We start from the raw sequence: 13,049 nt of genomic DNA, 5'->3' as shown, positions 1-13,049 counted from the left end.
GACTTTGAGAAGGTTAGCCCTGCGGAACTGGATTTTTACGCTCTGAAGCGCGTGTGTGGCCGAGGTTGTCCTCGTTCGAGGACAGCGTCTGCCAGTCCGCGGGGCGCGGGATCGACCGCACCGAACGGGCGAGCGTGGGGATGAGGGCGGCGAGAGCGACCAGCGCCGTGACGGCGAGGACGGCGGTGGTGCCGTCTGTGACGGCGAGCAGCGCCCCGGCCAGGGCGGGCGCCAGTGGGATCGAGAGCATGGAGACGAACTGGGCCGCGGACTGCACGCGTCCGACCAGCTCGGGCGGTGTGATCGCCATCCGGTAGGAGGCGAAGCCGGCGTTGCCCGCCGGGTTGAGGAACAGCCCCACGGAGGCTGCGAGCGCCATCACAGCGGGGTGGGTCCAGAACGCGAGCGGGATCGACAGCGGTACGAAGCTCCAGGCGACGAGCACGGTGAGGCGACCGGTCGCGATCCGGTCGATGATCCATGGCGCGGCCACCGCTCCGAGGATCCCGCACGCTCCGATGGCCGCCTCGGCGAGCCCGATCTGCCAGGCCGGGAACCCTGCCTCGATCAAGCGGAGCAGCGCCAGGAAGAAGAGTGCATTGAGACCGAGATTGGCCGCAGGCGAGAAGAAGAGCAGCGTACGGAGGAACGGCTGCTGCCAGCTGTAGCGGAGCCCGGCCACCAGATCGGCCGACGGCTTCGTCCGTGTCCCGGGTTCCCGCGCCGGAGGTGTGGAGAGGTCTGCTCGCACGCGTCCGAGAAGCAGCCAGCCGGCGGCGTAGGTGACGGCGTTGCCGGCGAACGGCGCCCAGCGAGTGACGCCCAGCAGCACGCCGCCCAGTGGTCCGCCGAGCAGCCCGGCGATGTGCTGCCGGGCCTGCTGCTGGGAGAGCGCCGTGGGCAGTTGCTCGGTCGCGACGACCGACCGGATCGCAGAGTTCTCGGCGGGGACGAAGAGGCCGTTGAGCGCCCCGGTGAGGAGAGCGACGATGAGCAGGTGGGGGAGGGTGAGGGAGCCGAGCACTCCCGCGACGGCCAACGAGGCGTACAACAAGGCCCCGGAACCGTGGGTGAACCGCATGAGCCGCAGTCGATCGCGGCGGTCGGCGATCACCCCGGCGGGTAGCAGCATGCCGACCATCCCGATGAGATGGACCGCTTCCGCGGCCGCTGCCCAGAACGCCGAGCCGGTCATCGCATAGGCGACCAGCGGCATCGCGAACAGGCTCACCCGCGTCCCGAGCTCGGCGACGGTGGCGCCGACCCAGAGAGCGGTGAAGTCGTGGTTGCGGGCGAGCTCGCGGTAGGAGGACATACCCGCACCATAAGGTGCGCAAGATATGTTGCGCAATATGTATTGCGGAATTCTGTAGACTGCGGCCATGGCTACGTACGACGACCCGCGGATCCTGCGCGCGATCGCCCACCCGACTCGCAACCGGGTGCTGCACGAGCTGTCCGCAGCGGGATCCCTCCGCGCCGCGGATGTCGCGCAGCGCACCGGCATCCCGGCCAACCAGGCCAGCTTCCACCTCCGGCAGCTGGCGAAGTACGGCCTGGTGGAGGTCGACCCCGACGCCGGCCGTGACAAGCGCGACCGTGTCTGGCGGCTCACCGACGACGACATCACCATCAGCCCGAGAGAGATGGTCCAGCAGCCGGGAGGCGAGGCGGCGTACACGGTGTTCCAGCGCAGCTCCGTCGCCTGGGGCCACCACCTGGTCGACGAGGCCTTCAAGGTCCCTCCGGAGACCGAGGACGATCCCGCCAAGCGGTACGTGTCGGAGTCGTCCCTGCGGCTGACCAGCGACGAGGCTCTCCAGTTGCAGCAGGAGCTCAACCAGGTCGTCGCGCGCTACCGCGAGACCGGCCGCCAGCCTTCCGGCGAGGAGCGGGACCTCTACTCGGTCTACCAGATCGTCCAGCCGATGCCGGACCTGGCCGGTGAGCCCGCTCCGGAGGCGGCGACGTGAGTCATGTCTCAACGCCTGCCTCAGGCCGCCTCCTACTCGCGAGTCACCGAGAAGTTGGTTTACCGTCCGAAGTCGCGCCCATCCCAGGACGCCAGTAGGGAGATAGACGAACGATGAGCACGAGCCAGATCGCCGAGAAGCGCGAGGTCCGCGAAGCCAACCGAGTCGAGGGCCACAACGCCCGGTCCTGGCTCCTGGTCTCCGCGATGCGTACGGAGATTTTCGACGACGCCCAGCTGAGCCGAGCCGACCAGATCATCCTCGACATGGAGGACGCGATCGACACCTCGCTCAAGTCGCAGGCGCGCGAGAACGTGACCAGCTGGCTCAAGGGTGGCGGCCGTGCCTGGGTGCGCATCAACGACTGGACCACCGAGGACTGGAGCGAGGACATCGCGGCGCTCGCCGGGATCGAGACGCTCGCCGGTGTGATGCTCGCGAAGACCGAGTCGCCCGACCAGGTGACTGACACGTTCCAGCGACTGGGTGGCAAGACCCCGGTGATCCCGCTGCTCGAATCGGCGCTGGGCATCGAGGACGCCGCGACGATCGCGCGCGCCCGGGGCGCCTACCGGCTCGCCTTCGGCTCCGGCGACTACCGCCGCGACACGGGTACGGAGAACGACCCCCTCGCCATGGCCTACCCGCGGACCAAGCTGGTCCTGGCCTCGCGGATCGGCAACCTGTCCGGTCCGATCGACGGCCCGACGGTCGGCAGCAGCCACCCGCTGCTGCGTGAGCAGTCCGCCGACGGCGTCGCGATGGGTATGACCGGCAAGCTCTGCCTCGACATCGAGCAGCCCTCGGTGATCAACGAGTCGTTCAGCCCGTCCCCGTCCGACGTGACCTGGGCCCACGAGTTCCTCCACAAGTTCGAGGAGGGCGGCCGCGTGATCCGCGACGGCAGCGACAAGCCGCGCCTGGCTCGCGCCGAGACGATCAAGCGCCGTGCCGAGCTGTTCAAGATCAAGCCGGACACCGAGGCCTACGACGCCCCCACCTCGGGGCCGAGCGTCTACTGATCGACGCCGACTCGGCGCTCTGGGATGGGACAGACGCGCCGGGTCCGCACGGCTCGGCTAGCGTTGACGTCGTGGATCTGCAGCAGCGCATCAATGACCGGGCCGGTGAGATTCTCCTGTTCGCCGTCACCCCGCCGAGGGTGACGACGGCACCCGAGCGGGTTCAGCAGATCGCGGAGGTCACGCTCGAGCGGATCCGGCCCCTCGATGTCGACGGGCTGATCCTCTACGACATCGACGACGAGTCCGACCGCAACCCGGAAGAGCGGCCGTTCCCGTTCGTACGCACCCTCGACCCCGCCGAGTTCCTCGATCGCAACCTCGCCGGTCTCGACGTGCCGGCCGTCGTCTACCGGGCCACCGGGAAGTACGACGAGCCGACGCTGCGCGACTGGGTCAAGACCCAGGACCCGGCCAAGGCGCTGTCGGTCTTCGTCGGCGCCTCCTCGGGTGAGAAGCGGGTCGCCACCAGCCTTCGCCGTGCCCAGCAGATCCGGAACGAGGCCAACCCGGACCTGCTCCTGGGCGCCGTCGCGATCCCTGAGCGACACACGGCCAAGGGCGACGAGCACCTTCGCCTGATCGCCAAGCAGGAGGCGGGCTGCTCCTACTTCGTCACCCAGGTCGTCTACGACGTCAACGCCGCCAAGAACCTCGTCTCCGACTACCGCTACGAGTGCGAGACCCGCGGCCTCCAGCCGGTGCCGATCGTGTTCACCTTCTCCGTCTGCGGCTCGATGAAGACCCTCGAGTTCCTCCGCTGGCTCGGCGTCGACGTACCGCGCTGGATCGAGAACGAGCTGCGCCACGCCACCGACACCCTCGACGCCTCGCTCGAGCAGGCCGAGGCGACGGCGATCGAGCTGATGTCCTTCTGCCGCCAGCTCGGCGTGCCGTTCGGCATCAACATCGAGTCCGTCTCGATCCGCAAGGTCGAGATCGAGGCCTCCGTACGTCTCGCCGAACGGCTCCGAGGGAAGCTCGCGCGCTAGGCAGGGGCGGGATGTTGACCGAGGTACCTCGGTCAACAGTCACCTCCCTCGTGGAGTTCCACGAAGGAGGCGCGCGCTCACCGAGTTACCTCGGTGAGCATCCACCCCGCTCAGAGCTCCGTACGCATCGCCCACAGCTCGGGGAACAGGATGATGTCGAGCTGTTTGCGCAGGTAGGAGACACCGCTGGTCCCGCCGGTGCCGACCTTGAACCCGATGATCCGCTCGACGGTGGTCACGTGCCGGAACCGCCAGACCCGGAAGGCGGTCTCGAGGTCGGTGAGTTCCTCACCCAGCTCGTAGAGGTCCCAGTGCTTCTCCGGGTCGCGGTAGACCTCGCCCCAGGCGGCCTCGACGGCGTCGGAGGCGGCGTACTCCTGCTTCCAGTCCCTGTCGAGATGATCGGCGGGGATGTCGAAGCCGCGCCGGGACAGCAGGCGCAGCGACTCGTCGTAGAGAGACGGACGTCCGTACGCGGCGAGCACGTCCTGCTCGTGCGGGCGTCCCTCGTGCACGCGGAGCGTGTAGGCGGCCTTGTTGCCGAGCGCGAACTCGATGCAGCGGTACTGCCACGACTGGAAGCCCGAGCCGGTGGCGAGGTAGGGGCGGAACTTGTCGTACTCGGTCGGGGTCAGCGTCGAGAGGACGTCCCAGGCGTGCACGAGCTGCTCCATGATCCGCGAGACCCTGGCCAGTCCCTTGAACGCCGGACGCACCGCATCCTCGGCGAGGAGCCGCTGCGCCTCGGTCAGCTCGTGCAGCGCGAGCTTCATCCACAGCTCCATCGTCTGGTGCTGCACGATGAAGAGCATCTCGTTGTGGTCGCCCGAGAGCGGATTCTGCGCGCCGAGCACCTCCGGCAGGTGGAGGTAGTCGGAGTAGTCCATCGGAAGATCCTGCGTGCTGCTCATGTGACTGCTCCTCGGGTCCAGAAGCGCTCGTCGCGCCATTCGTCGTTGTCCATCACCGAGACCAGGTGGTCGACGGCGTCCCACACGTCGACGTAGCGGGTGTAGAGCGGGGTGACGCCGAAGCGCAGGATGTCGGTCCCATCGGCCGATCCAGCGCGGAAGTCGCCGACCACACCTCGCTCGATGAGGGCCTGCACGATCGCGTACGCCCCGTCGTCGGCGACGCTCAGCGACAGCTGGCTGCCGCGCTGGTCGTCGTCCAGCGGGGACTCGATCGTGAACCCGGGAAGCCTGGAGGAGACGAGGTGGGCGAAGAGACGGGTCAGCGCGAGCGACTTCTCCCGGATCGCCTCGAGACCGCCGTACGCATCGGCCGCCAGCAGCGTGTCGACCCCGCACTCCAGGGCGGAGATGCCGATGACGGCGGGGGTGCCGGACAGATAGCGCGAGACCCCCTCCGCGGGCCGGTAGCCCGGCGACATCTCGAACGGCGCTGCGTGACCCATCCAGCCCGACAGCGGCTGCTCGAAGCGGTCGACGTGGCGGGGGTTGACCCACAGGAACGCCGGCGAGCCGGGGCCGCCGTTGAGGAACTTGTAGCCGCAGCCGATCGCGAAGTCGGCGTCAGCGCCCCGCAGGTCGACCGGCACCGCGCCGGCCGAGTGGCACAGGTCCCAGACGGCGAGGACGCCGTGCTCGTGCGCGAGCGCGGTCACCGAGGCCATCGAGTGCAGGTAGCCGGTGCGGTAGTTGACCTCGGTCAGCATCAGCACCGCGGTGCGGTCGAGCAGCCCCTCGATCTCGTCGGGCGAGTCGACCAGCACCAGCTCGTAGCCGCGCTCGCGGCACAGCGAGGAGGCGATGTAGAGGTCGGTGGGGAAGTTGCTCCGCTCGCTGACCACGACCCGGCGATCGGGTGAGTCGACCGAGGCGATCGAGAGCGCCGAGGCCAGGACCTTGTAGACGTTGAGGGAGGTCGAGTCGGCGACCACGACCTCGCCCTGACCTGCGCCGACGAGCCGGGCGATCTTGTCGCCGACGCGCTGGGGGAGGGTGATCCAGGAGGCGGTGTTCCAGGACTCGATCAGCCCTTGGCCCCACTCCTGCGTGACCACCTCGGCCACCCGGCCGGCGGTGGCGCGGGGGAGTGCCCCCAGCGAGTTGCCGTCGAGGTAGATCGTCTTCTCGGGCAGGTCGAAGAGGTCCCGCAGCGGGGCCAGCGGGTCGGCCCGGTCGAGAGCGACCGCATCGTCGCGGTTCATTCGGCAGTCTCCTTGATCGGCCTGAGCACGGCCCGCACGGGCGCGGCGTCGGCGGTGGTGAGCTTGAGGGGGAGCGCGATCAGCTCGTAGTCGCCCGCGGGCACCTCGTCGAGCAGCAGGTTCTCCAGGATGCGTACGTCATGACGATGGGTCGCGAAGTGGGCCGGAAGATCCTTGGACGAGGACGGGTCCAGGCTGGCCGCGTCGGTGCCGACCAGCTGCACTCCGTGGGCGGCCAGGAGGTCGATCAGCGCGGGGTCGAGCGCGCAGAAGTCGTCGTCCCAGGTCGTCGGCTGGGTGGCGTACGTCCGGAACAGCACGCGCGGCGGCAGGTCGGTGACGTCGATGTCGTCGACGGTGACCAGCGGCCGCACCCCCGACACGTCGACCACGCGGCACGGACCGAGGAACGGCTCCAACGGCATCTCGCCGGCGGGCGTGCCGTCGTCGGTGAAGTGCAGCGGAGCGTCCGCGTGCGCGCCGACGTGGGCCGACAGGCTCAGCTCGGCGACGTTGACCGGGCACCCGGGGCCGATCCGAAACGTCCAGCCGACCTCGGTGGCATGGTCGCCGGGGAAGACCGGCGAGGATGCATGGACCGGTGGGGAGATGTCCCAGAGCTGCGCCATGGCGCCAGGATAGGCCGCCCTCCGGCGGGGTCGGTCAGGCGGTGAGGAACTCGGTGGCCACCGGAGCCAGGGCGTCGGCCTTGACCATGTGGTCCTGCCCGTCGAGGACGACGTAGCGGCCCTCGGGAACGGCCTTGCAGATGGCCTGCTGGGCGTTGGTCATGTAGGTCGGGCTCTTGCTGCCCGCCACCGACAGCACGGGCACCGACACGTTCTTGAAGTAGCCGCCCGGCAGGGGCAGGCCCTGCTGGAACGGCACGCACATGCCCAGGTCGTAGACCAGCGTGTGGGCGACCGGGGTGAGCTTCTTGAAGGCCGGGGTGAGACGCATGATCTTGACCGCGACCAGTGGCATCCCGACCACGCGCATGAACAGCTCGACCGCGGCGGCCCGCTTGCCCTTCTCGACCAGGGCCTCGACCTGCTGCGCCAGGTCGGCGTCGTTGGGGCGGTGGGTGTCGTCGAGGATGAGCGGCGCCTCGTAGGCGACGATCTTGTCGATCGGCAGCCCGGCCCGCGCGGCCTCCAGAGCGAGGAACGCACCCGAGCTCAGGCCCAGCAGATGGGCGTGCCCGCCGGCCGCCTCGATCATCGCGCCCAGGTCGGCGACCTCCTGCTCGACCGCCTCCATGGTGCCGGCGGCAGCCGGCTTGGCGATGTTGCTGTCGCCGCGGCCGCGACGGTCGTAGCGGTAGACGGTGAACCGGTCCGAGAACGCGTCGGCCAGCTCCTTCGACGGCCCGAAGCCGCGGTAGCACATGGCCCCGTCGACCAGGACGAGCGCCGGGCCGGTGCCGACGACGTCGTAGGCGATCGTGGTGCCGTCGGCGGAGGTGGTGGTCTTGGTCATCGTTCTGCTCACTTCTGTCGCGGTGGTCGAGCCTGTCGAAGCCCGGTTGATACTTACGCGTCGGACGGGGACGGATGGTTTCGACACGCGGCCGCGCGCCTTTCCAGAAGCGCACGCTCGTCCGTGTTGGTGGTCAGCGCGGCAGCCGCGGTGAACGCGGCCGCGGCCGCTGCCGCGTGTCCGGCGCGCTCGAGGAGGTCGCCGCGTACGGATGGGACCAGGTGGGAGCCGCGCAGGGTGTCCTCCGGCAGGGCGTCGAGCACGGCCAGCCCGGCCGAGGGCCCGGAGGCACGACCGTGGGCGACCGCGCGGTTGACCTCGACGACTGGGCCTGGCGCGATCTGCGCCAGGATGTCGTAGAGCCGGGCGATCTCGGTCCAGTCGGTCTCCTCCGCGCGCCGTGCGCGAGCATGGCAGGCGGCGATCATCGCCTGGACGAGGTAGGTCCCGCCCGGGTGACCGGACGCTGCGAGCGCCTGGGCACGGGAGACGGCAGCGAGTCCGCGGCGGCGCAGCAGCTGGTCCCACCGGGTGCGGTCCTGGTCCTCCAGCAGCACCGGATGGCCGGCTGCGTCGAACCGGGCCGGGAGCCGGGAGCCCTGGATCTCCAGCAGCCCCTGCAGCGCCTGCGCCTCGGGCTCGTCGGGTGCCAGCGCGGCCAGCATCCGGGCCAGCCGCATCGCCTCCTGGCACAGCTCGGGGCGGGTCCAGGAGTCGCCTCCCGTCGCGGCGTACCCCTCACTGAACAGGAGATAGACCGTCTGGAGCACATGCCGCAGCCGCGGCGCGCGCTCGGCGGCGGCTGGCGCGTCGAAGGATGCCTTCGCCTCGGCCAGGGTCCGCTTCGCGCGCGAGATCCGCTGCCCGACCGCCGACTCCTTCGCGAAGTAGGCCCGCGCGATCTCTGCCGTCGACAAGCCGGCGACGAGCCGCAGTGTCAGCACCGTACGCGACTCCGGCGGCAGCGCTGGGTGAGCGCACAGGAACATCAGTCGGAGTACGTCGTCCTCGATGTGGTCGACAGCCTCGGCGAGATCAGCCACGTCAGCCTCCTCCAGCCCATGTCCCAGTTCGGTCACCTTGCGGCGCAGCACCTCCTCGCGCCGGAACCCGTCGATCGCGCGCCGCTTCGCGACCGACATCAACCACGCCCCGGGGTTGCGCGGGATGCCCTCGCGCGGCCACTGCTCCAGGGCCGCGACGAGAGCGTCCTGCGCGAGGTCCTCGGCGAGGTCGAGATCGTGGGTCATCCGCGCAAGACCGGCCACGACGCGTGCGGACTCTCGTCGCCAGACCGCGGTGACCGCCCCGTCGGTCGAGAGATCGCTCATTCCTCCGCGGGCCCGCCGGCGACCTCGCGCACCTCGATCGCGACATCCTGCCCGGGCCAGAACTCCTGGTGCAGCGCGATCATCCGACGGGCCTGCTCGACGGCCTCGTCGCGCGCACGGACCTCGAAGAGCGAGAAGCCGCCGATGACCTCCTTGGTCTCGGAGAACGGCCCGTCGGTGGTGGTCACCTCGCCGCCCGCGAGCCGCAGCTCGTGGATCGGGCCGTAGCCGCCGGCGTCGAGCAGGATCCCGTCGGCCGCCTGCTGCTTGATCTCGGCCTCCACCGCGCTCATCAGCGTGGCGGGCGGGGCGTCGTGGCCGGGGGCCATCTTCACGAACATGATGTAGCGCATCGTCTGCTCCTCGCAGGTCGTTGCCGCAGCCTCGGTCGGGTGCGGCGTCACGTACGCGTCGAACTCACCCTCGCGTCTTCGACACCCGTGCGCCAGAAAATTCTCACGAAGCCTCGGTCGCTGCGTCCTCGGCCTCGTCGGGGACCTCTTCACCGCGCGACTTCTTCGCCGCGGCGACCGAGCGCTGCAGGGCTGCGAGCAGGTCGACGACCTCGCCGGAGGTCTTGGTGGAGGTGGGGGTCCGCTCGACCTCGCCGCCCTCGATCTTGGCCTTCACCATCTCCTCGACCGCGCTGGCGTAGTCGTCGGAGAACTCCTCGGGATGGAAGTCGCCCGCGAGAGTCTCGACGAGCATGTTGGCCATCTTGATCTCGGAGTCCTTGATCTCGCCGGCCTCGACCTTGAAGTCGGGCACCCGGATCTCGTCGGGCCACATCATCGTCTGCAGCACGATCACGTCGCCGTTGTCGGTCGGCCGCACCCGCAGCGCCGCGACCGTGGTGCGCTGCCGCAGCGCGACGGTCACCAGGGCGACACGGTCGGCCTCGAGCAGAGCCTGGCGCAGCAGCGCGTAGGGCTTGACCCCGGTGTTCTCCGGCTCCAGGTAGTAGCTCTTCTCGAAGAGCATCGGGTCGATCTGGTCGCTCGGCACGAACTTCTCCACCGCGATCTCGCGCGAGGAGGTCGTCGGCAGGTTGGCGAAGTCGTCGTCGGTGAGCACGACCATCTCGCCGTCCTCGGTCTCGTAGCCCTTCGCGATCTCGGAGTAGGGCACCTCCTCGCCGTCGATCGAACAGATCCGCTGATAGCGGATCCGGCCACCGTCGGACTGGTGCACCTGACGGAAGGAGACGTCGTGGGACTCCGTCGCCGAATAGAGCTTCACGGGCACGCTGACCAGCCCGAACGACACCGCGCCCTTCCAGATCGCACGCATGCGGCCCCCTCGTCGGTTGGGATGGATTCACCAAGTATCTGTCGGATTCCCCAATACCGGTACCCCATTCGCCCACGTCAGAGCCGCCACACCCGTTCGCGAGATGAAGCAAGATGGACGCATGCGTCCCATGCTCGCCACCCCTGGCGCCCACGTTCCTCCGGGGGAGGAGTGGGTCCACGAGGTCAAGTGGGACGGCATCCGCCTCATCGGAGAGTCCGGGCAAGGACGTACGCAGACCCGCCTCGTCACCCGCAACGACAACGACGCCACCCCCGCCTGGCCCGAGATCGCGACGGGCCCGGAACGCGACATCGTCGTCGACGGGGAGGTGATCGCGCTCAACGATGCCGGGCTGCCCGACTTCCGAGTGCTCATGGACCGGATGCACAACCGCGACGTCCGTCGGGCGGCGCGGTTCGCGGAGAAGATCCCCGCGACGTACATGGTCTTCGATCTTCTCCGTCTCGACGGGCGGCTGCTCATCGAGGAGCCCTGGACCGAGCGCCGCAAGATCCTCGAGGCCGTCCATGCCGAAGGCGACCTGGGCTCGTGGCAGGTGCCGGCGACGTACGACGACGGCCGAATGCTCCACGAGGTGACGCGGGCGCAAGGGCTGGAGGGGATCGTGTCCAAGCGTCGTGGCAGCCGCTACCGGCCGGGGGAGCGGAGCAAGGACTGGATCAAGCTGGCCCACCGCTACCGGGCCTCGCTGGTGGTCGGCGGCTGGCGCCCCGAGGTGGGCACCGAGGGCGGCACGGAACGTCTCGGCGCTCTGCTCGTCGGGCAGCCGACGCCCGAAGGTCTGATCTACCGCGGGCGGGTCGGCAGCGGCATCACCGGCAAACGGGCCCAGCGGCTCGGGGAGCTGCTCCGCGAGACCAGCCGGAGCCCCTTCGCCGGACCCGAGGTCGACCCCGACGGGGGAGTGCCGCCGGTCGACGCTCGCGGCACCCACTGGGTCGAGCCGCTCCTCGTCGTCGAGGTGGAGACCCACGGCACCGCCGTCGCGGCGGCGAGCTACAAGGGCCGGCTGAGGCAGCCGAGCTTCATCGGGATCAGGGACGACGTCTCACCGGAGGATCTGTGATGGTCGAACGAGAAGAGGTACGCGTCGAGGTCGACGGCCGGGTCCTGACCCTGACCAGCCTCAGCAAGGTGCTCTATCCACGTACGGGCATGACGAAGGGCGAGGTGCTCAACTACTACGCCCAGGTCGCGCCGGCGCTCCTGCCGCAGCTCCAGGACCGCGCCGTGACGAGGATCCGCTGGCCGCACGGCGTCGGCGACATGTCGTTCTTCGAGAAGAACGCACCGGCCGGCACCCCCAGCTGGGTCCGCACGGTCATCGTTCCGACAACGGGATCCCGAACCGCCGACCACAAGGAGGGAACACTCACCTTTCCGATCCTCGACAGCCTCGCCGCCCTCACCTGGGCCGCGAACCTCTCCGCGCTGGAGTTGCACGTCCACCAGTGGACGGTCGGCGCCGACGGCACCCCGGCCGGCGCGAACCGGATCGTGATCGACCTCGACCCGGGCGAGCCGGCCGGCCTTCAGGAGTGCTGCGAGGTGGCGCTGCTGGTGCGGGAGGCGCTGGCCGCCCGTGACCTACCCGCGACCCCGGTGCTCAGCGGGAGCAAGGGCCTCCACCTGTACGCCGCCCTGCCGGACCCCGTCGAACCGGACGTCGCCACCGCGCTGGCCAAGGAGATCGCCGAGGACCTCCAGAAGGCCCACCCGCGCAAGGTCACCGCGACGATGACAAAAAGCCGCAGGTCAGGGAAGGTTTTCCTGGACTGGTCGCAGAACTCGGGATCGAAGACGACGATCTGTCCCTACTCGCTACGGGGCAAGGCGACCCCGACGGTCGCGGCCCCGGTCACCTGGGACGAGGTCTCAGAAGGGGCCGAGGATCCGCTCGGTATCGACCAGCTGGGACCTAACGATGTGATCACGCGCTTATCTGAAAGGGGGGATCTCTTCACAAGCCCTACGGGGCTGTAACTATTGTTCTCTTCATGTCGAACTCCGTGCTTGTCGTAGAAGACCAAGAGGACATCGCTGCTCCCCTGGTGCGCACGCTCCAGCGTGAGGGCTATGACGTCACCTGGGTCGACTCCGGCAAGAAGGCGCTGGAGCTGCTGGCACCTCCGTACGACGCCGAGCTGGTGCTGCTCGACCTGGGCCTTCCGGACATGGACGGGCTCGAGGTCTGCAAGGCCGCTCGCGACAACGGCTACGAGGGCGGGATCATGATCCTCACCGCCCGTGACGCCGAGATCGACCTGGTCGTCGGGCTCGACGCCGGTGCCGACGACTACCTGGCCAAACCGTTCGCGCTGGCCGTCCTCCAGGCGCGGGTCCGTGCCCTCCTGCGCCGCTCGGGTCCGGTCGAGCCCGGCGCCGACGACGACGCCCTGCGCATCGACGTGGCTGCCCACCGGGTCTACGCCGGCGAGCGCGAGGTGACCCTGACCGGCAAGGAGTTCGCGCTGCTGGCCGTCCTGGCCGCCTCCCGCGACAAGGTCGTCTCCCGTGACCGGCTGATGGCCGAGGTCTGGGACGAGAACTGGTACGGCTCGACCAAGACGCTCGACGTCACCGTCGGACGCCTTCGCCAGAAGCTCGAGGCGGCCGGTGTGCAGGAGAAGGTCGTCGCCGTCCGCGGCGTCGGTTTCCGTCTCGAAGCAGCGGAGTAAACGCAAGTTCGACACGGTGTCATATGCGTGTTCAGTGCGTGAGATGTTTCACAAACGACGGCAAAGTCACGCGTGAACACGCCGATT

14 protein-coding genes are annotated in these 13,049 nt (G+C 69.3%); 6 read left to right on the top strand and 8 right to left on the bottom strand.

Going from position 1 to position 13,049, the window contains the following annotated elements:
• Positions 1-13: 13 nt before the first annotated feature.
• Positions 14-1,315: an MFS transporter gene (locus tag OH802_RS26325; RefSeq protein WP_406023337.1), complete on the bottom strand. Its 1,302-nt coding sequence runs from the start codon at positions 1,313-1,315 to the stop codon at positions 14-16.
• Positions 1,316-1,382: 67 nt separating this feature from the next.
• On the opposite strand from OH802_RS26325, the gene OH802_RS26320 reads away from it, so the two are divergent.
• From OH802_RS26320 to OH802_RS26310, 3 genes are all read left to right on the top strand, one after another.
• Entirely contained in the window at positions 1,383-1,973 is a 591-nt protein-coding gene (locus tag OH802_RS26320) for an ArsR/SmtB family transcription factor (RefSeq protein ID WP_406023336.1), read from the top strand.
• 113 nt (positions 1,974-2,086) lie between these two features.
• Positions 2,087-2,995, top strand: coding sequence for an HpcH/HpaI aldolase/citrate lyase family protein (locus OH802_RS26315; protein WP_406023335.1), 909 nt, complete (start codon positions 2,087-2,089; stop codon positions 2,993-2,995).
• A 71-nt stretch (positions 2,996-3,066) separates the two neighbouring features.
• A complete protein-coding gene (locus OH802_RS26310; RefSeq protein ID WP_406023334.1) occupies positions 3,067-3,987 on the top strand; it encodes a methylenetetrahydrofolate reductase in 921 nt (306 codons plus the stop codon).
• 110 nt (positions 3,988-4,097) lie between these two features.
• On the opposite strand, the gene kynA is transcribed toward OH802_RS26310, so the two are convergent.
• The 7 genes from kynA to OH802_RS26275 form a co-directional block, all read right to left on the bottom strand.
• A complete protein-coding gene (gene kynA, locus OH802_RS26305; protein ID WP_406023333.1) occupies positions 4,098-4,898 on the bottom strand; it encodes a tryptophan 2,3-dioxygenase in 801 nt (266 codons plus the stop codon).
• The gene (kynU, locus tag OH802_RS26300; RefSeq protein WP_406023332.1) at positions 4,895-6,160 is read right to left on the bottom strand and encodes a kynureninase; all 1,266 of its coding nucleotides are present in this window, start codon (positions 6,158-6,160) and stop codon (positions 4,895-4,897) included. Before kynU ends, kynA begins: the two co-directional genes overlap by 4 nt.
• Positions 6,157-6,789 (bottom strand): arylformamidase, encoded by a 633-nt coding sequence (gene kynB, locus OH802_RS26295; protein WP_406023331.1) that lies wholly within the window; start codon positions 6,787-6,789, stop codon positions 6,157-6,159. Before kynB ends, kynU begins: the two co-directional genes overlap by 4 nt.
• A 34-nt stretch (positions 6,790-6,823) precedes the next feature.
• A complete protein-coding gene (locus tag OH802_RS26290; RefSeq protein WP_406023330.1) occupies positions 6,824-7,639 on the bottom strand; it encodes an alpha/beta fold hydrolase in 816 nt (271 codons plus the stop codon).
• Between the two features lie 53 nt (positions 7,640-7,692).
• On the bottom strand, positions 7,693-8,970 hold the full coding sequence (locus tag OH802_RS26285; RefSeq protein WP_406023329.1) for an RNA polymerase sigma factor: 1,278 nt from the start codon (positions 8,968-8,970) through the stop codon (positions 7,693-7,695).
• Positions 8,967-9,323, bottom strand: a complete 357-nt coding sequence (locus tag OH802_RS26280) for a YciI family protein (protein WP_406023328.1) — start codon at positions 9,321-9,323, stop codon at positions 8,967-8,969. Before OH802_RS26280 ends, OH802_RS26285 begins: the two co-directional genes overlap by 4 nt.
• Positions 9,324-9,426: 103 nt before the next feature.
• Entirely contained in the window at positions 9,427-10,260 is an 834-nt protein-coding gene (locus OH802_RS26275; RefSeq protein WP_406023327.1) for a Ku protein, read from the bottom strand.
• Positions 10,261-10,381: 121 nt separating this feature from the next.
• On the opposite strand from OH802_RS26275, the gene OH802_RS26270 reads away from it, so the two are divergent.
• The 3 genes from OH802_RS26270 to OH802_RS26260 are packed head-to-tail and all read left to right on the top strand — an operon-like array spanning position 10,382 to position 12,962.
• Positions 10,382-11,350: a DNA ligase gene (locus tag OH802_RS26270; protein WP_406023326.1), complete on the top strand. Its 969-nt coding sequence runs from the start codon at positions 10,382-10,384 to the stop codon at positions 11,348-11,350.
• Complete coding sequence (gene ligD, locus OH802_RS26265) at positions 11,350-12,267, top strand: non-homologous end-joining DNA ligase (protein ID WP_406023325.1); 918 nt, start codon at positions 11,350-11,352, stop codon at positions 12,265-12,267. The genes OH802_RS26270 and ligD overlap by 1 nt, the downstream gene beginning before the upstream one ends.
• A 14-nt stretch (positions 12,268-12,281) precedes the next feature.
• Positions 12,282-12,962: a response regulator transcription factor gene (locus OH802_RS26260; protein WP_176884042.1), complete on the top strand. Its 681-nt coding sequence runs from the start codon at positions 12,282-12,284 to the stop codon at positions 12,960-12,962.
• The last annotated feature ends 87 nt before the right edge of the window (positions 12,963-13,049 follow it).

This window comes from Nocardioides sp. NBC_00850, assembly GCF_045207335.1.
Taxonomy (GTDB): Bacteria; Actinomycetota; Actinomycetes; order Propionibacteriales; family Nocardioidaceae; genus Nocardioides.
Note: the sequence above shows the minus strand (reverse complement) of the source record. Positions and strands in the feature narration are given on the sequence as shown.

What these genes read in the sequence shown, in the direction of transcription:
- OH802_RS26325 (WP_406023337.1), bottom strand. Translation starts at nt 1,315, where the DNA reads ATGTCCTCCTACCGCGAGCTCGCCCGCAACCACGACTTCACCGCTCTC.
- OH802_RS26280 (WP_406023328.1), bottom strand. Translation starts at nt 9,323, where the DNA reads ATGCGCTACATCATGTTCGTGAAGATGGCCCCCGGCCACGACGCCCCG.
- OH802_RS26285 (WP_406023329.1), bottom strand. Translation starts at nt 8,970, where the DNA reads ATGAGCGATCTCTCGACCGACGGGGCGGTCACCGCGGTCTGGCGACGA.
- OH802_RS26275 (WP_406023327.1), bottom strand. Translation starts at nt 10,260, where the DNA reads ATGCGTGCGATCTGGAAGGGCGCGGTGTCGTTCGGGCTGGTCAGCGTG.
- kynU (WP_406023332.1), bottom strand. Translation starts at nt 6,160, where the DNA reads ATGAACCGCGACGATGCGGTCGCTCTCGACCGGGCCGACCCGCTGGCC.
- kynA (WP_406023333.1), bottom strand. Translation starts at nt 4,898, where the DNA reads ATGAGCAGCACGCAGGATCTTCCGATGGACTACTCCGACTACCTCCAC.
- OH802_RS26290 (WP_406023330.1), bottom strand. Translation starts at nt 7,639, where the DNA reads ATGACCAAGACCACCACCTCCGCCGACGGCACCACGATCGCCTACGAC.
- OH802_RS26315 (WP_406023335.1), top strand. Translation starts at nt 2,087, where the DNA reads ATGAGCACGAGCCAGATCGCCGAGAAGCGCGAGGTCCGCGAAGCCAAC.
- ligD (WP_406023325.1), top strand. Translation starts at nt 11,350, where the DNA reads ATGGTCGAACGAGAAGAGGTACGCGTCGAGGTCGACGGCCGGGTCCTG.
- OH802_RS26270 (WP_406023326.1), top strand. Translation starts at nt 10,382, where the DNA reads ATGCGTCCCATGCTCGCCACCCCTGGCGCCCACGTTCCTCCGGGGGAG.
- OH802_RS26260 (WP_176884042.1), top strand. Translation starts at nt 12,282, where the DNA reads ATGTCGAACTCCGTGCTTGTCGTAGAAGACCAAGAGGACATCGCTGCT.
- OH802_RS26320 (WP_406023336.1), top strand. Translation starts at nt 1,383, where the DNA reads ATGGCTACGTACGACGACCCGCGGATCCTGCGCGCGATCGCCCACCCG.
- kynB (WP_406023331.1), bottom strand. Translation starts at nt 6,789, where the DNA reads ATGGCGCAGCTCTGGGACATCTCCCCACCGGTCCATGCATCCTCGCCG.